Genomic DNA, 15710 nt, shown 5'->3' with positions numbered 1-15710 from the left:
GCAAGAACGCCATGGCCGCGAGGAGAAGGGTGCGCGCTCTCATCAGATGATCTCCCGAGTCAGATCTTCCGCAGGCTTTCGCAAGAGGCCGGGCCTCGCGGATGCTCGTGTGCGCCGGGCTGCGCAGCCCGGCGTGTGACCTCGATCACGAGGAACATATCTGATATGATTCGGCCGGTCAACGACGCCGACTTCCTCGTCGGCTCCCTGCTTGGCAGGGGTGGAACGCCGCGCGGCGCGCTACAGCGGCGTCGCTCAGTGAGGGCAGGCGTCGGTCTGTCGATCTTGACGCCGCGTGGTCTGCGGCTAATGGCATGTGGCTGGAAGAGTGGAGCAAATCTGGAGCACGTGAATGCGTGTTGCATTGAGGTTCCCCCGGTAGCTTGGAGTGCTTGCTACCTGCCAGCCGGCGCAGCGGCGCACGAGCGCTTGGTCAGCTCGCCACGCGGCCCGATAGGGCGTTCTCCGCCTCCTCGCGGGTCCGCCACGATCGCCGGTAGAACGAGCTCGGTCTTGAGTGTGGAGAAGAAGTTCTCCATCAACGGTTGTCGTAGGAATCGTCGACCGATCCCATCGACGCGAGAATCCCGTGGTCGTCGATCCGGTGGGAGAACCGCAGGGACGTGTGGTTCGAATCTGCTCGCCACGGTCGCCGAGGCAGCAGACCTCGACCTCCTCGCAGTGCAGGACCACCCCTACCAGCCCACGCACCTCGACACCTGGACGTTTCTCACGGTGCTTGCGACGCGGACCCAGCGCATCGGCCTCTTCACCGACGTCGCGGACCTCCAGTTGTGGCCGCCGGCCGTCCTCGCCAAGTCCGCAGCGAGCCTCAGCATCCTCAGCGGCGGCCGCTACGACCTCGGCGTCGGCGGTGGTGGCATCCCCGACGGGATCACCGCCATGGGCGGACGACCGCGCACACCCGCCGAGACGGTGACCTTCACCGAGGAGTCGCTGCACATCCTCCGCCAGGCACTCGCCGGTGGCCCGGTCCGGCTCGTCAGCGACCAGCACTCAGTCGAGGGCTACTCGGCCTGCCCGGTGCCGCCGCGCCCACCGGCTCTCTGGCTGGGCGGGCAGCGGGAGCGGATGCTCGGCGTCGTCGGGCGAGCGAGCGACGGCTGGATCTCCCCGCTGAACATCTACGTCCCGCCCGACCGGGTACCGCTGCGTCAGCAGATCATCGACGACGCCGCGCGAGCAGCGGCCCGCGAACCGGCCGACGTCCGGCGGATCTACAACGTGATCGGCTCCATCGGCCGGGCGGCCCGCGGCCAGGGCCTCGTCGGCGACATCGGGCTGTGGGTCGACACGCTCAGTGGGTGGGCCACCGGCCGCGGCTTCGACACCTTCGTGTTCTGGCCGCTCGCCGATGCCCACGAGCAGTTGGAGGTGTTCGCCCACGAGGTCGTCCCGGGCGTGCGTACCCGCGTCGCCGAGGCCCGGCGCCGGGCCGGGGCACAACAGTGACCACGGCCGAGCCTCTCGCGGATCCCGCCCGCGATGCCGAGGACGTCCGGCTCGACAGGCCGGCCATTGGCGCTCCTGAAGTCGGATGGCAACGTCGATGAAGCATGTGAAGGGCGCACGCGGGCAGCATTTGTTCGACGAGCTCCGATGGGTGCACGACGGCATCCGTCGCGATCTGCGGACCTGCCGCGCGCTGGCGGAGAAGGTACGGGACGGGGCGGGCCCGACCCTGGTCCGGGACGGCGTCCGGGCCCTGCGGACGAACGGCCCGCTGTGGCAGCTGCGGATGAACTGCCTGAGCTACTGCGCTCACGTGCACATGCACCACGGCGCCGAGGACGCCCTGCTCTCTCCCGGGCTGCGTCGCGTGGAGCCCGGGCTCGGCCCGGTGATCGAGAGGCTCGAGGCCGATCATCGGATCGTCTCCGACATCCTCGACCGCATCGAGGAGGCAGCGAACGACCTCGGCGGGCGCGACGTCGCGACGCGCACCGAACTTGCTGGCTGGCCTCGAGTACCAGTAGGGCCGGCGAACTGTCCCCGCCCCCGGAGGGCGGAAGTTCCGACGTGCCCATGTGATGCCGTACCTGACCGGCGGGGTTACGGCAGAACTGCGGTCGTCCGGGCCACGTCGCGGAGCGGCACGAGGTAGGTGCGGGTCTACATGAGCAACAGCGCACATCCGATCTCGGTGAACACCTCTTCGTGGTCGTCGTCCCTACTCCCCGGCGTGGGTGCAGACCGTAATTCCGGAGGGTGCGCGAGCACGCCTTTCTCGACTTCGAAATCGAGAGCTTTCCCCCGTCCGCAGTGATCGTCGGCGAGAACCCGTTACCGCTCAGATGCTGGGTGCACGTCCACGTGATCCCGCGCCGGCCTGCCGGTGAACACGGGAATGGACAGCGGGCCATGGGTGACGATCGACGGCGAGTAGGAGATCTCCGTAAGGTTAATGGCCTCCTTCAGGTCGGGCAGCTTCCCGAAAAGCGTCGACAGCCCGACGGTTCCCTCCAGTCGTGCGAGTGGCGCTCCGAGGCACATGTGGACGCCGTGGCCGAAGGCCAGGTGACGCTTTTCCTTCCGTGCGATGTTGAACGACGCGGCGTCGGGTCCGTAGAAGTCGTAGTCCAGCGCGGATCCCTCGTTGCTCACAAGGATCGCATCGCCCTGAGGAATGGTGACCCCGGCGATCTCGACGTCCCGAAGCGAGTAGCGGAACACCGCGTTGGTGACGGGGGGGTTGTGACGCATGGTCTCCTCCACCACGTCTCCCCATAGCCCCTCCGCCAGTGCCCGGTCGAGTTGTTCCCGATGTTCGAGCAGGTTGATGATCGCGTGTCCGAGGAGATGGACCGTGGTCTCGTGACCGGCGAAGAGAAACAGGAAGAGAGAGTCCGCCAGCTCCTTTTCCGACAGCACGTCGTCATTGTCACGCGCGTTGACCAGCGCAGCCGTGAGGTCGTCAGTGGGGTGGAGGCGCTTGTCCGCAACGAGTTCCGTCAGGTATGCGTAGATGTCACGTTGCGCGGCTTGAGCCGCCTCGGGAGCACTGCTGGGCGAGAAGATCGTTTCTGTCCAGCCGCGAACGTCGTTCCGCCGTGCCACGGGAACGCCGAACAGTTCGCATATCACCTCCATCGGCAGCTGCACGTTGAACGCCTGGACGATGTCCAGCACGTCACCTCCGGCGCCGTCTCGGATCATCTTGTCCACGAGCCGTTCGGAGATCTCCTCGATCCGGGGCCTGAGCGCCTCCACTCGGGACCTGGTGAAAGCCTTGACACCCAGGCTGCGCAGCCTGCGGTGGGCGTGACCGTCCTGCACCAACATGTGCTCGCCTAGGACCAGTGCCAGGAAAGGCCAGTCCGCGGGCACTTCGCCCTCGCGCAGGGCGCGCCAGTGCGACGGGTTCTTCCCGTACAGCTTGTCGTCGTTGCCGAGCACGTTGCGGACGGCCGCCCGCGTCGTCACCGCCCAGGCGATCACGCCCCCGGGCAGCTCCACCTGGACGACCGGCGCCACTTCACGGAATCGCACCGGGATTCGAGACAATATGTCACCGAGCGAGGGAAGCTGCGAAGATGGGCTAGTCACGATAACTCCCGAACTGTCTGATGTCGCTCTGTTGTCATGCGCAACGGGTGCCGCTTGCGGCAGGGGCCTCGACGGTCACGACGTGAGAGTGCTTCGACGCAATGCCGTCAGCGAGTCCCAGCGGGCTCGTGAAGTCGCCCGAAAATAGTAAGAATTCAGAAGGAATGCCGCTGATCGGTGACGGTGGGTGAGGCTTGCTGGTCAGGTGCGAGCGTGCCTCACACGCATCGGCAGCGCTGAGCCCGATGCTCGGTCACGGTCACCGCGCTCAGGGGGATGTCACGAACCGGGCGGCATTCGAAGCCGACACTGTCGCTCTGGCTCAACTCGCTGCCGCAGCCACTGCAGGCCGCCGGGATGTGCTCCTCGGTGACGTCGGGTTCGGCGACCACGGCCAGACCGGATCCGCCGTTGCGGGGCTGACGGCCCCGCCTGCGGCTGCTTCTCCGGACGGCCGAAGGTGTCCGACGAAGGCGGCATCGAGGAGTTCCCCGAGTTACGGCTGATCCTCCGCTCCAACTCCGCCACGCGTGCCGTCAACCGCTCATCCGCTTGTCCGAGAGGCTTGTTGGCCGCGGCCAACTTCTCGTTCTGCCGCTGGAGCAGCCCGACCAGCACGAGGAGATCCTCGCGTGACGAGGACTCCAACCCCAACGACGTGACCAGGGATCCTGCCGCACCGACCCACAGTCACGTCGTCAAGCAGTCAGCACACACACGACCTTCTGAAGGCTTACGGGCCAGTGCCGGTCAGGACACCGTGGTCGAACGGCTGAGCGTCTCCCAGGTGGTGACCTCGGCCAGCAGGGACTCGTGGTGGCCACGCAGCCCGTCGACCGCGTCTTCGCCGAGCAGGAAGTGCAGGGGCGGGTTCTTCGCCTCGAGCACCTCGAGGATCGCCGCAGCGCCCTTCGCCGGGTCGTTCGGCTCCTGTCCCACGACGTCCTTGACCATCCGCCGCAGCTCTCCCGAGGTCGCGTGGTAGGCCGGGTTCTCGGGGGTCCACTGCAGGCTGGTGCTGAACTGCGTGCGGAACATCCCTGGTTCCACCACCATGACCCGGATGCCCAGGGGGGCCAGTTCGAGCGACAGCGCCTCGCCCAGAGCCACGAGCGCGTGCTTGGTGGCGTTGTAGCCGCTCAGGCCCGGGTAGGTGATCAGGCCGCCGACAGAGCTCATCACCACGATCGTGCCGTTCGCCTGCTCGCGCATCACGGGGAGGACGGCCTGGGTCAGCTCCACAGCACCGAAGAAGTTGACGTCGAACATGTCGCGCATGTGCTTGACCGAGGTTTCCTCGACGGCGCCGATTGCGCTGACCCCGGCGTTGTTGACCAGGACGTCGATGCGGCCGAAGACGGCCAGCGTCGCGTCGACCGCGGCCCGGATGGATGCCGCGTCCGTGACGTCCAGTGCCGCTGTGCTGATCTGCTCGCCCCCGGCCTGGGCGAGGTCGGCGAGAGTCTCCGGGCGGCGTGCGGTGGCCATCACGCGGTCGCCGGCTGCCAGTGCGGCCAGCACGATCTCCCGGCCGAACCCGCTCGAGCAGCCCGAAATCAGCCAGACTCGGCCCGGTGTGTCGTTCGTCATTCCCGTTCCTTTCGAGGTGGTATTCGCCGAGATCGATGGTTGTCCCGGGACCCCGTCGCCGTCCAACACCGGCTACCTGTCGCAGTTGTAGCCTTTTCCTGTGACCCCTGATCTTCGGCAACTGCGGTATTTCGTTGCCGTCGCGGAGGAGTCCAGCTACACGCGCGCTGCCGAGCGGCTCACGATCAGCCAGCAGTCGCTGTCCCAGCAGATCACCCTGCTGGAACGGATGTTGGGGGTGAAGCTCTTCGACCGCGACACCCGAGGCACGGGCCTGACAGCGGTCGGCGCGCTGTTCCTCCCCGAGGCCCGCGCGGTGCTCGCCCGAGCTGAGGAAGCCGTCGACGTCGTGGCCCGAGCCGCACGCGGCGAGATCGGCAGCCTCTGCCTCGCCTTCCTCGCGACCACGACGAACTACCTGCTCCCACCGGTGGTGCGAGCCGTACGACGACAACTTCCCGAACTCCGGCTGACCACGCAGGAGACGACGATCGCGCCTCTGGTCGAGGGGCTGTTCAAAGGACGCTTCGACGTCGCGTTCACCCGGCCTCCGCTGGTGGACGGGCTGGAGACCAGGACGCTGGTCAGCGAGCCGGTGTGCGCGGTCCTGCCCGAGGGCCATCCGCTCGCCGGTCGTTCCGAGCTGACCCTGGGTGAGCTGGCCGGCGAGCGCTGGGTTCTGACCCCGCGCAGCTCGTGGGATCCGTGGCACCAGGCGTTCGACTCGTCCTTCCGCGCGGCCGGGTTCACCCCCGACGTGGTCCAGCGGGACGCGAGCGTGCAAGGCTTGCTCGGCCTCGTGGCGGCCGGCGTCGGGGTGACGCGGCTGGCCCGGTCGGCGAGCAGCCTCCGTCGCACCGGTGTGGTGTTCGTGCCGCTGGCCGGGGAGTTCGTCCCCACCGAGATGGTCTGGATGGCCGGCAACACGACGCCCGCTCTGCACGCTCTGCTGGACGTGGTCACCGACGTGGCCGCCGCCACCGACCTCACCGAGTCCGGCTGACCGGCCGGGCACGGGTCCGCCGTGCGATCACTGCTCAGACAGCCGGCAGGCCGGGCAGCACCTTCTCCAGGGTGATCGAGAAGTCACGCACACGTCGCGGAGCAAAGCCTTGTCTGCCAGTACTCGATCAGGGCGGGAGCCGGGTCGGCCGGGTCTGTCGCGGCCGACCGCGACCTGGTCGAGCAGCTGGAGTAGTTGCGGGTTGTCCCCGGTCTGTCCGGGAGCGAGGGGCGCTGGCAGGCCGCTGCCGGCGCCAGCTCTGCGACGTCGTTGTCGCCAGTGGTACCGCTGCATCGGAACTCGGCAGGTGGCGCGTGCCGGTATTCGGCACGATGCGTTGAGCGGGGGCGCCGACGCCTGGTTGCGTCGAGTCCATGAGTGAGAGAAACGACCGGGCGAGCGCCCGGGTGACGCTCGGGCACTCGGACATCGGCATGCTTCCGATCGGACTTGGCTGCATGACGATGTCGCAGTCCTACGGCGACGCCGACCGTGACGACAGCATCGCGACCGTGCGCGAGGCGATCGAGCTCGGCGTGGGCATGTTCGATACCGCGGACGTCTACGGTGCGGCCGACGCCGCGTTCGGTGCTCCGGTCAAGGGCTTCGGGCACAACGAAGAGCTGATCGGGGAGGCGATCGCCGGCCGTCGAGACGAGGTGGTCGTGGCGACCAAGTTCGCCGTGCAGATGAGCGCCGGGGGCGCCGTGCGCCTCGTCGGCGATCCTGCATATGTCGCCGAGGCGTGCGAGGCCAGCCTGCGGCGGCTGCGCACACCGATCACATCGACCTGTACTACTGCCACCGACAGGACCCGTCCGTCCCGATCGCGGAGACGGTCGGCGCGATGGGTGAGCTGGTCCCGCAGGGCAAGGTGCGTGCGATCGGGCACTGTGAGCTGTCGGTCGAGCAGCTGCGCCGCGCTCATGCCACCTTCCCCCTCTCAGCGCTGCAGATCGCGTTGAGCGCGGACGAGATCGCGGAGCTGAGCGCGCTCTTCGACCCCGCGCGCGTTCCGGCGGGCGCTACCCCGAAACCGGACGCGGCTGAGCCAGCGCCCGCCGCAGCTCGGGCGCTGCGGCCGCCCCGGCGTTGCGCACGTGCTCTGCGTAGCGGGCCGCGGCCGGATCGGCGCTCGCGTACGTGATCGACAACGCGGCGACGACCGCCCCGCCCGGGCCGCGGAGAGGCACGGCGACGGCGCTCACGCCGGTCCGGGCCTCGTCGGCGTCGGACGCGATGCCGGCCGAGCGGATCCCGGCCAGCTGGTCCAGCAGCGTCGCCGGGTCGGTTGCAGTGCGCGGGGTGAATGCCCTGAGCCGGGCGGCCCGCAGGGTGCTCTCGGCGTCGCGGTCGTAGGCGAGCAGCGCCTTTCCGATCGCGACACCGTGTGCGGCGAACCGGTTGCCCGGGCAGGGACGGTTGGGCGCCTGACGGTGCCCGAAGATCTTCGTCAAGTAGACGACCTCGGATCCGTCCAGCACGGCGACGTGCACGGTCTGCCCGGTGAGCGCGAAGAGGTCCGCCGTGTACGGGACGAGCGCGTTACGGACGAAGTCGAGCTGGGGCGCCAGCGCGTCGCGACCTAGTTGGCGCACGACGCTCCCTACGCGGTAGGCGGTGCCGACCCGCTCGACCATCCCGGCGCGCTCGAGCGCGCCCAGCACCCGGAACGCAGTGGACTTCGTGAGCTTCGCGCGTCGAGCCAGCTCGCTGACCCCGACACCAGCCCGCTCGTCGTCGAGCGCAGCGAGCAGGTCGGCCGCCTTCTCGATGACGGCCCGCTCGTCGCGCTCGATGTGGTGAGTCATGGGCTCCATGGTAGGTAGCGCCCCGGTACAGCTCATCCCGCGTGCGTCCCTATCTGCCAGTTTGATCCGAATTCCCACTTAGCGCGGTTTTCGCCACCTCGCGATTGGAGGATTGCAGTGCTCAGCATTGACAACGAACTTTCCAGGGCAGTCGGCGCGATCAGAGCCGCTGATCCAGGAACGCTCTTAGTCGTCGGTGACTGGAAGACCCGGAGGGCGAATATTGATGCTCGCTATGCTGGACTCGACGCTGCCGCGGTTCACGACGAGCGCACCGAATCAGTTGATTTCACCGTGCCGACACCGGACGGGCACTCGGTCCCGCTGCGCCTGTACAAGCCATCGAACGTGCCGAACGTCCTCCTTGTCTACGTCCACGGTGGTGGTCTCATCGCCGGAAGCGTCGACGCATACGATAACGTCTGTCGCCGATACGCGGCAGAGGCCGGGGTAGCAGTAGTCGCGGTCGATTACCGACTGGCCCCCGAATCGCCATTTCCGGCAGCCCTCGAGGACTGCATCGCAGCGGTCGATTGGGCGATCGTAACCGCGCGGGAGCGCGTTTCTGGGGCCCGCGTCGCGATCATGGGCGACTCCGCCGGCGGTGGTCTTGCGGCCGCGACGGCGCTCGAGTGTCGCGACCAGGAGATCGGGCCCCTGGCAGCCCAGATCCTTGTCTATCCCATGCTCGATGACCGCACCACCCACGCTCCTCCCGATGTCGAGCCATTCCTGACATGGTCGGTCGCCGACAACATCACCGGCTGGCAGGCCTACCTCGGTGACAAGTACGGCACCGACGGCACGCCTGCTTCCGCTTCGGTCGCCCGTGCCGACTGGCTCTACGACCTGCCGATGGCCTATCTCGAGGTCGGACAGCTGGATCTCTTCTGTGTGGAGACCGTCGCCCACGCGACACGACTCATGGAGCATGGCGTGGCGGTGCACCTATCGGTAATCCCAGGTGCGTTCCACGGCTTCGACCAGATCGCACCCGACTCCCGGTTGGCGCGAAACGCCTTCGCTGATCGTGTCGCCTTCCTTCAGAGCCTGTGACGTGGCCGGCCCGGTGTGAACCGCCCGCGGAACCACTCGGGGTCGGGCAGATCGCTGCCGCAAAGCTCCTCGAGCCGGATGCTGAGGTCCACCAGGTCGCCGCTGACCGGGACCGTCCCCTGGGTGGCGGCCCGGACGTCCGCGTCGCGGATCCGTGCAAGCAGGGCAACCCCGTCGATCACGGTTCCCACGCTCCGAACTCGCAGCGCCGCGGAACATCACTTGGCTGCCGTCCACTCCGAAGTGAGGATGAGGTGACTGCCTGCCGCAGGCGGGAAAGGAGCCCATCCATGTCGGAGGTTGACCCGAGCGACGACGTGCTGGCGCAGGCGTCGCGGCTGCTCGAGATCGTGAACGGCAGTTGGATGACACAGGCGACCCGCGTGGCCGCCGAGCTGGGTGTCCCCGACCTGCTTGCCGAGGGGCCCCGCTCCGCCGGGGACCTCGCCACGGCGACGCACACGCACGCCCCGTCCCTCTACCGGTTGCTGCGCGCGCTCGCCACGCTGGACATCTGCCGCGAGCGTGAGGACGGCACATTCGAGCTGACACCGATGGGTGCGCTGCTCCGGAGCGACGCGGAGGGCTCACTCCGCTCCTGGACGATCTATTGGGGGCGAGAGGTCTGGACCGAGTGGGGACACCTGCTCGACAGCGTCACCACCGGCCGCAGCGCCCGTGAGACCGTCAGTGGGACGTCGCACTTCGACCCCCTGCGCGAGAACCCTGCCCGCGCCGCGATCTTCAACGCCGCGATGGCCGAGCACACCCGCCTGACCACCCGCGGAATCGTCTCCGGCTACGAGTTCGCTGAGAAGTCCCGGATCGTCGACGTCGGCGGCGGGTACGGGGAACTGCTCGCAGCCGTCCTGACAGCCAATCCCACCGTCGACGGCGTTTTGTTCGATCTTCCGCATGCGATCGAGAATGCCCGTCCGTACCTGGAGAGATGCGGCGTGGTCGGCCGCTGCACCCTCCTGTCGGGCAACTTCTTCGAGGAAGTGCCCGCGGATGCCGACGCCTACATGCTCAAGAACGTCCTGCACGACTGGGACGACGAACAAAGCCATGACGTCCTCGCCACCTGCCGGCGGGCCATGACCGGCTCGTCGAAGCTCCTGGTGATCGAGCGGCTCGTTCCCGCGACGATGCAGCCGGAGCCGGAGCACCGCCTGCTCGCCCGCGCCGACCTGCACATGCTGGTCGCACACGCTGCACTGGAGCGCACGGAGTCGCATTTCCGGGAACTGCTCGGATCGGCAGGCTTCACGATCAGCCGGGTGCTGCCGCTGGCCATGGGCTACAGCCTGATCGAGGCCGTCCCGTAGGCACTCGACACCTTCTTCTTACGTTTCCGTGACGACGGATCGTCGTCGGACGATTCAGTGCATGAATCCGGGCCCGGGTCGAACTCGCCATCAGTACGTTCATGCCGGTGTCAAGGTTCAGGTGACAGACAACACCGGCTGAATCGCCGAGATCGGGCCGGAGGGTGTGGGCCGCGGGCCTAGACTTCCGGCAGGACGGCACGGACGCCGTGCTCGTCACGATCTCCGGCCGGTCGATGAGCACCTGGGACTGCGGCTCTGCCAGGTGTACCGGCCGGATCGGATCGCGGTGGTAGAAGCTCCGGCGCTGACCGAGGCCGATGTGGGCCTGACGGATGGCGACGCGCTCACGCGCATCGGCGACGCAGCCGACCTGGCAGGGACGCCGGGCTACCGGGCTTTGCCGCTGTGTTCGAAGGCATTGATGTGGCGCTGACGCCCGGTTCCACGCTCGTCCCCATCCTCGGCAAGCTGATCAAGGACTGATGAAGATGCAGATGACCTACCTCGGCAATCGGACCGAAGGCATCGTCGGCAAGCTGGTTGGACGAAACAAGGAAGGCCACCTCTACGAGGCTGTGCGCACCGAGTACATGTCCTTCTCCAACCAGACGATCGTGAGCTTCGAGTTGCTCACCGCCGATGACCTGCGCTCGGCGAAGCGGAGTGGGCTCGGAGAGGTGATCGTCCTCCCGGAAGCACTGGCGTCGTAGGCGCCGGAGCGGATCCCGCCGGCCGGACCGGGGCGACGAGCAGCACGCCCGGATCAGGTCCACCAACGTCGAGGCCGTGCGCGTCCTGTCCCGACCAGGGGGAGGCGCAGGTTCAAATCCCGTCGTCCCGACGGCATGATGGGCGGTTCCCTTTCGTCGGGGGAGCCGCCCATCAGCATTTCTACCTGCGGAAACTTGCCGGAGCCGGGTTCCCCGCCGCAGAGCAGGTTGGTTGCGGTACACCCACCGTCGAGCACCGCCGCGGCGGGCGAGAATTCCGCCGAACGGGGGAGCGCCGTACTGCGTAACAGGTAGCATCGATCTTGCGACTGTGCGTATGACGTTGCGCGACTGACCTGCGGGGGAACGAACAGGGTGTCCGCATCCGAACCGACGGCATCTGAACCACTGGCGTTCGAACCGGCGTTGAGGGTGTGTCCTCGGCCTGCCCCGTTCTACCGGCGGCGCTCGTTCCTGTGGCGATTCGTTCCCGTGTCGGTGCTCGCGATCGTCGGGATCGTCGCGCTGATCGCGTCGGGGACGGTGGCCCTCCCGTTCCAGCGGCTGGTGACGCTTGTGGGCGTCGGCGGTTCCAAGATCGAGTACCTCGACGACCCCGTTGTTCGTGCCCAGCTCCTGCGTCATCACATGGCGGTGCGGTTGACTGCGCTCGGATCCCGTGAGGCGGCGCGGGTGCCGCTCGACGGCGTCGACTTCGTGTTCCCGTCGGGTCAGCCCGCCGCGGAGCTGGTCGCCGAGCGCCGGGTCGCTGCCCTGGAGTACTCCTCACCCCACCGGGTCTTCGTGAGTCCCATCGTGCTTGCCACCTACCGCGAGTACGCGGAGACGCTGCGGGCGGCGGGGGTCACGAGACCGCAGGCGAACCAGGACCCGGAGCACCCGTTCTACTACGACCTCGACCTCGCCGGGTTCCTCGAGCTGGCGCGGGACGGCCGGTCCTGGGACGCGCTGGGCATCGGCACGTGGGGCTTCACGAACGGCAACACCGTTCTCGCGCAGACCACCGACGTGTGCGCGGCCAACAGTGCGGCCACCTATCTCGGGCTGGTCGCCTACGTCACCCGCGGTGGCGTGCCCGTGACGGTGCAGGACGCGGTCGATCTGGCGCTCCAGATCAAACCGATGTTCCGCGAGCAGGGCCTGCCCACACGCAATCCCGACGGGATCTACTTCGTCCCCGAGGGGCGGGGGATCCTCCCGATCGTCGTGATCTACGAGCACCAGTACCTCGCCTACCAGTTGCAGCGCGTCGACAGAGGCGGAGAGCCGGACCAGGACCGCGTGCTGCTCTACCCGGACGTCGAGTTCCAGAGCGAGCCGACGATGGTGGCGCTCAACGCGGATGGCAAGTCGCTGGCAGAACTCCTGGGCACGGACTCGGTGCTGCGCAGGCGGGCGCTGGAACTGGGCTATCGAGTGCTCGACCCGAGCCTCGAGGACTCCAGCGCGGAACTGCCGCGGTTCCTCGCCGAGCGAGGGGTGCCCGCGCCGGCGATCTCGACCAGCTACACCCGGGGGCTGTTGCCGGACGTGCCGATGCTGGAGGCGATGATCACGACCGTCGGCGACTGCCGGCCGATGCCGTGATGATCTCGACGATCGTGCGTCCGCTGGCCGCGCTCTTCGCGGCGCTCGCCGTGCTGTCCGGTTGCACCGCGACCACGCAGGCTCCGGTCACGCTGCGGGTGCTGGCGACACCCGAGCTGGCCGACCTGGCGCCCCTGCTGCCCGACCTCCGAGCGGACACCGGCGTCGACCTGCAGCTCGACATGGACCACGGGCTCGACGCGGTCGGCGCGCTCCGGCCCGGCCGGTACCGGCACGACGCGGCCTGGCTGTCGTCCGACCGCTACTTCCAGCTCGAGCTCACTGCCTCGGGCTACACCGGGCCGCGGCCGCCGAGCACGTCGATCATGATGTCACCGGTGGTCGTCGGGATGAAGCGCGCCGCGGCCGAGCGGCTGCGGGCCGGCGGGCCGATCTCGTGGGCCGACATCGCCGCGAGCGCGGCGGCGGGCGAGCTACGGTTCGGAATGGCTGAGCCGCGGCGCTCGGGGAGTGGGCTCGCAGCACTCGTCGGGGTGGCCACGGCGGCCGCTGACACAAGGCACGCGCTGCAGCTGGAGGACGTCACCTGCGACCGCGTCCGCGGCCTTCTCGCCGGGCACGCACTGCGTGCCGACACGTCCGCTGCGCTCGTCGACGGCTTCATCACTCGCGAGTCTGAGCTGGACGCGCTGGTGGCGCCGGAGTCCACGCTGTTGTCACTCAACGGCAGCGGTCGGCTGGCGGAGCCGCTGGAGATCGTGTACCCGGCCGACGGGATCATCCAGTCCGACTTCCCGTTCCTGCTTCTGGACCCGGCGCAGCGCGACGCGTACGACCGGGTCGTCGACTGGCTGCTGACGGAGCCGGTGCAGCGGCGAATCATGGATCAGACCGCGCGACGGCCGATCGCCCCGAACATTCCGCGCCCGCCGCAGCTGCCAGTGACAACGGGCAACGCGCTGTACTTCCCGGACCGCCTGGAGGTCGTCGACGCGCTGCTCGCAGAATACGAGGCGATCGGCACCCAGCCGCCTGCCCATGTGATCTTCGTACTCGATTTCTCCGGCTCGATGCGGGGCGACCGGATCGCGGCCCTGCGCGCGGCGTTCGTCCAGCTGAGCGGTGAAGGGGAGGCGTCGTTCGTGGGGGTCCACGCGGGGGAGCGGATCACCATGGTCCGCTTCGGCGGCGAGGTTCTCGCGGAGCGCGACTTCGCCGCCGGCGACCCCGCCGAGCTGGCGGCACTGCGCGAGTTCGTCGACGTGGATTCCTTCGACGGTCGAACGGCGGTCTGGAGCGCCACCGAGCACGCGTTCGGCATTGCGGCGCGGGTGCTCGCCACGGACGCCGCCCGGCCCGTGTCGATCGTCCTGATGACCGACGGGATCAACAACGCCGGGCTCACCGCCGACGAGTTCCTGGCGCGCCTCGGTGTTCCGGGTCGGCCACCCGTGCCGGTCTTCACCATCCGATTCGGCGAGGCTGACGCGGCCGAGCTGGCCAGGGTCGCGACGGCCACCGGCGGCCGGTCGGTCGACGCCGACATCGACCTCACCACCGCGTTCGAGGACCTCCGTGGCTGTCGTTGACGAGTCGTGGCTGGCCGCGTGGTGGGCGTGGCTGCTGGTGTGGGGTGCCACGGCGGCGCTGCTCGCGGCATCGGTGGCCATCGTGTTCCGCTACCGGACCTACTACAGGTCCCCGCCCCGCCAGGACATCTGCGTCTACCTCGACGCCGGCTCCGTCATGGACCTCTACCACCGGTACGGAGGCGTCTACGCGGCGGCGCTGAGCCGTCAGGTGGAGAAGAGGGTCAGCAGGAGCCGGAGGTTCGCGGGGTCGGCCAACCTCGACCCGCTGAGCGTAGACGCAGAACGCGGTGTCACCAGCGAGGTCTTCGAGAGGTACGTGGTCAACGACTCGCCGATCTCCATCATCTCGATCGTCCTCGGGGTCCTGGACAAGGCGCACGACATCGTCGACGTGAACCTGATCAGCCAGGAGGTGGAGGCGAGCGATGCGTTGGACAAGGCATTCAATCGTCGACCGCTGACTGCGCACGTCCGTCTCGGTCGGATCAACGCCTTCCTGTTGATCCAGGGCGAGTTCCGGGTCGTCGACCGGACCGCCAAGGCCATCACGCTCGAGGCCCCTTTCGGTGAGCCGGCCGATCCCGGCCAGGGGCCACAGGTCCGACTCGTCTGCGCGGCGGCCGGCCTGCGCACGGACGAGCTCTTCTCCGGGACATTTCGGTGCCTCGGCCGAGGCGCGAGTTGGGACGCGGCGACACAGACGCTGGAGGTGCGTCCTATCGCGGTCTTCCACTGACCACTCACACGGGGAGACCTGCGAGGAGGACGTGAGAAGGCGTCGTGATCGTCGTGCCGCCTGCTGTCGGCTCCAGATCGACTACTGTGCGATAGTCCTTGATCGAGAAGTTGAAGGCGTCCTCGTAGGCGATGCGCCGGCCATCCACGAGCTCGGTCAGTCGCTCGCCCGTGACGACCCGGCCCGTGCGGAAGGCGCGGACGGTCCCGACGGCGTCACGGCCGCCCGGGTCGAGTCCGGTTGAGCGCGCTTCCACCAGTTAGTCCAGTCCGGAGGACCATTGCGGCCAGCTACGTCCGTCGATCAGTAGGCCCCAGACGGTGGCGACGGGGGCCGACCTCGTCGCGCTGACGTGGTAATGCTGCATCGCAGTGAACTCCTGAGTGGGATTCTCGGTGGGGCCCGCAGCTCGGGGCGTCGTCCAGGCGGGCGGTGTGCATCGGTCAGGAGCGGATCTGCGCGGCGCCGCCCCCATGTCCACCTTCAGTCACCGCAGCCAGGTCTCCTGCAGGACGTCTTCGGCGTCGGCAGCCGATCCGAGCATCTCGTGGGCGACGGTGAAGAGCAGGTTTGCGGTGTGCGACGAACGCCTCGGTGGCGGAGCCTATCCGGCCGCCACCGGCGAGCGGTTCGGCTGCGCCCGGTGTTGGCTCGCCGCGCTCGTTCATAGTCGGCTCCTGCCTGTTCGCTCTCGAACGGTGCTCCATCCACAGACGCCGGCCCGCACCGCTGTGTGACACGTGTG

Annotated in this window: 16 protein-coding genes and 4 pseudogenes; 12 read left to right on the top strand and 8 right to left on the bottom strand. The window is 68.3% G+C overall.

Annotation, left to right across the window (positions count from 1 at the left end; translation table 11 throughout):
* Positions 1 to 165: 165 nt before the first annotated feature.
* Positions 166 to 1473: an LLM class flavin-dependent oxidoreductase gene (locus AC5L35_RS26955; RefSeq protein ID WP_495062503.1), complete on the top strand. Its 1308-nt coding sequence runs from the start codon at positions 166 to 168 to the stop codon at positions 1471 to 1473.
* Positions 1474 to 1558: 85 nt separating this feature from the next.
* Complete coding sequence (locus AC5L35_RS26950) at positions 1559 to 2125, top strand: hemerythrin domain-containing protein (RefSeq protein WP_495062502.1); 567 nt, start codon at positions 1559 to 1561, stop codon at positions 2123 to 2125.
* 179 nt (positions 2126 to 2304) lie between these two features.
* Here AC5L35_RS26950 and AC5L35_RS26945 read toward each other — a convergent pair whose 3' ends face one another.
* The 4 genes and pseudogenes from AC5L35_RS26945 to AC5L35_RS26930 all read right to left on the bottom strand — a co-directional run bounded on the left by AC5L35_RS26945 (position 2305) and on the right by AC5L35_RS26930 (position 5157).
* The gene (locus AC5L35_RS26945; protein ID WP_495062501.1) at positions 2305 to 3495 is read right to left on the bottom strand and encodes a cytochrome P450 family protein; all 1191 of its coding nucleotides are present in this window, start codon (positions 3493 to 3495) and stop codon (positions 2305 to 2307) included.
* Positions 3496 to 3785: 290 nt separating this feature from the next.
* Positions 3786 to 3959, bottom strand: a complete 174-nt coding sequence (locus AC5L35_RS26940) for a hypothetical protein (RefSeq protein ID WP_495062601.1) — start codon at positions 3957 to 3959, stop codon at positions 3786 to 3788.
* 58 nt (positions 3960 to 4017) lie between these two features.
* A pseudogene (locus tag AC5L35_RS26935) lies at positions 4018 to 4185 on the bottom strand (DUF6444 domain-containing protein); the annotation flags it as partial.
* 132 nt (positions 4186 to 4317) lie between these two features.
* Positions 4318 to 5157 carry an oxidoreductase gene (locus AC5L35_RS26930; protein WP_495062500.1) on the bottom strand — a complete coding sequence of 280 codons (840 nt, stop codon included), beginning with the start codon at positions 5155 to 5157 and terminating at the stop codon, positions 4318 to 4320.
* A 100-nt stretch (positions 5158 to 5257) separates the two neighbouring features.
* Here AC5L35_RS26930 and AC5L35_RS26925 point away from each other — a divergent pair, with 100 nt between their 5' ends.
* The 3 genes and pseudogenes from AC5L35_RS26925 to AC5L35_RS26915 all read left to right on the top strand — a co-directional run.
* Entirely contained in the window at positions 5258 to 6160 is a 903-nt protein-coding gene (locus tag AC5L35_RS26925) for a LysR family transcriptional regulator (protein ID WP_495062499.1), read from the top strand.
* 374 nt (positions 6161 to 6534) lie between these two features.
* Positions 6535 to 6876, top strand: a pseudogene (locus AC5L35_RS26920) (aldo/keto reductase); the annotation flags it as partial.
* 29 nt (positions 6877 to 6905) lie between these two features.
* Positions 6906 to 7067: pseudogene (locus AC5L35_RS26915) on the top strand (aldo/keto reductase); the annotation flags it as partial.
* Positions 7068 to 7185: 118 nt separating this feature from the next.
* On the opposite strand, the gene AC5L35_RS26910 reads toward AC5L35_RS26915, so the two are convergent.
* Positions 7186 to 7971 carry an IclR family transcriptional regulator gene (locus tag AC5L35_RS26910; protein ID WP_495062498.1) on the bottom strand — a complete coding sequence of 262 codons (786 nt, stop codon included), beginning with the start codon at positions 7969 to 7971 and terminating at the stop codon, positions 7186 to 7188.
* Positions 7972 to 8088: 117 nt separating this feature from the next.
* Here AC5L35_RS26910 and AC5L35_RS26905 point away from each other — a divergent pair, with 117 nt between their 5' ends.
* Positions 8089 to 9027 (top strand): alpha/beta hydrolase fold domain-containing protein, encoded by a 939-nt coding sequence (locus tag AC5L35_RS26905; protein WP_495062497.1) that lies wholly within the window; start codon positions 8089 to 8091, stop codon positions 9025 to 9027.
* Here the strand turns inward: AC5L35_RS26905 and AC5L35_RS26900 are convergent.
* The gene (locus tag AC5L35_RS26900; RefSeq protein ID WP_495062496.1) at positions 9015 to 9209 is read right to left on the bottom strand and encodes a hypothetical protein; all 195 of its coding nucleotides are present in this window, start codon (positions 9207 to 9209) and stop codon (positions 9015 to 9017) included. The two genes, AC5L35_RS26905 and AC5L35_RS26900, sit on opposite strands and share 13 nt — an antisense overlap.
* A gap of 108 nt (positions 9210 to 9317) precedes the next feature.
* Here AC5L35_RS26900 and AC5L35_RS26895 point away from each other — a divergent pair, with 108 nt between their 5' ends.
* The 6 genes from AC5L35_RS26895 (at position 9318) to AC5L35_RS26870 (ending at position 14965) form a co-directional block, all read left to right on the top strand.
* Entirely contained in the window at positions 9318 to 10355 is a 1038-nt protein-coding gene (locus AC5L35_RS26895) for a methyltransferase (RefSeq protein WP_495062495.1), read from the top strand.
* Between the two features lie 265 nt (positions 10356 to 10620).
* A complete protein-coding gene (locus AC5L35_RS26890) occupies positions 10621 to 10791 on the top strand; it encodes a hypothetical protein (RefSeq protein WP_495062494.1) in 171 nt (56 codons plus the stop codon).
* A 55-nt stretch (positions 10792 to 10846) separates the two neighbouring features.
* Positions 10847 to 11068, top strand: coding sequence for a hypothetical protein (locus AC5L35_RS26885; RefSeq protein ID WP_495062493.1), 222 nt, complete (start codon positions 10847 to 10849; stop codon positions 11066 to 11068).
* 492 nt (positions 11069 to 11560) lie between these two features.
* The gene (locus AC5L35_RS26880; protein ID WP_495062492.1) at positions 11561 to 12676 is read left to right on the top strand and encodes a hypothetical protein; all 1116 of its coding nucleotides are present in this window, start codon (positions 11561 to 11563) and stop codon (positions 12674 to 12676) included.
* Entirely contained in the window at positions 12676 to 14226 is a 1551-nt protein-coding gene (locus AC5L35_RS26875) for a substrate-binding domain-containing protein (RefSeq protein ID WP_495062491.1), read from the top strand. The genes AC5L35_RS26880 and AC5L35_RS26875 overlap by 1 nt, the downstream gene beginning before the upstream one ends.
* Positions 14213 to 14965 (top strand): hypothetical protein, encoded by a 753-nt coding sequence (locus AC5L35_RS26870; RefSeq protein ID WP_495062490.1) that lies wholly within the window; start codon positions 14213 to 14215, stop codon positions 14963 to 14965. Before AC5L35_RS26875 ends, AC5L35_RS26870 begins: the two co-directional genes overlap by 14 nt.
* A gap of 4 nt (positions 14966 to 14969) precedes the next feature.
* Here the strand turns inward: AC5L35_RS26870 and AC5L35_RS26865 are convergent, their stop codons facing one another.
* Positions 14970 to 15221, bottom strand: a complete 252-nt coding sequence (locus AC5L35_RS26865) for an SRPBCC family protein (protein WP_495062489.1) — start codon at positions 15219 to 15221, stop codon at positions 14970 to 14972.
* A 234-nt stretch (positions 15222 to 15455) separates the two neighbouring features.
* A pseudogene (locus AC5L35_RS26860) lies at positions 15456 to 15633 on the bottom strand (sigma factor); the annotation flags it as partial.
* Between the last annotated feature and the right edge of the window lie 77 nt (positions 15634 to 15710).

The sequence above is a fragment of the Pseudonocardia sp. OZ21 genome (genome assembly GCF_059359135.1).
The sequence above is the reverse complement of the archived record's forward strand: the minus strand, read 5'-3'. Positions and strand labels throughout refer to the sequence as shown.

Coding starts and splice junctions, on each gene's coding strand:
- AC5L35_RS26950 (WP_495062502.1), top strand. CDS start 1,559: ATGGCAACGTCGATGAAGCATGTGAAGGGCGCACGCGGGCAGCATTTG.
- AC5L35_RS26930 (WP_495062500.1), bottom strand. CDS start 5,157: ATGACGAACGACACACCGGGCCGAGTCTGGCTGATTTCGGGCTGCTCG.
- AC5L35_RS26895 (WP_495062495.1), top strand. CDS start 9,318: ATGTCGGAGGTTGACCCGAGCGACGACGTGCTGGCGCAGGCGTCGCGG.
- AC5L35_RS26885 (WP_495062493.1), top strand. CDS start 10,847: ATGCAGATGACCTACCTCGGCAATCGGACCGAAGGCATCGTCGGCAAG.
- AC5L35_RS26910 (WP_495062498.1), bottom strand. CDS start 7,971: ATGACTCACCACATCGAGCGCGACGAGCGGGCCGTCATCGAGAAGGCG.
- AC5L35_RS26875 (WP_495062491.1), top strand. CDS start 12,676: ATGATCTCGACGATCGTGCGTCCGCTGGCCGCGCTCTTCGCGGCGCTC.
- AC5L35_RS26955 (WP_495062503.1), top strand. CDS start 166: ATGATTCGGCCGGTCAACGACGCCGACTTCCTCGTCGGCTCCCTGCTT.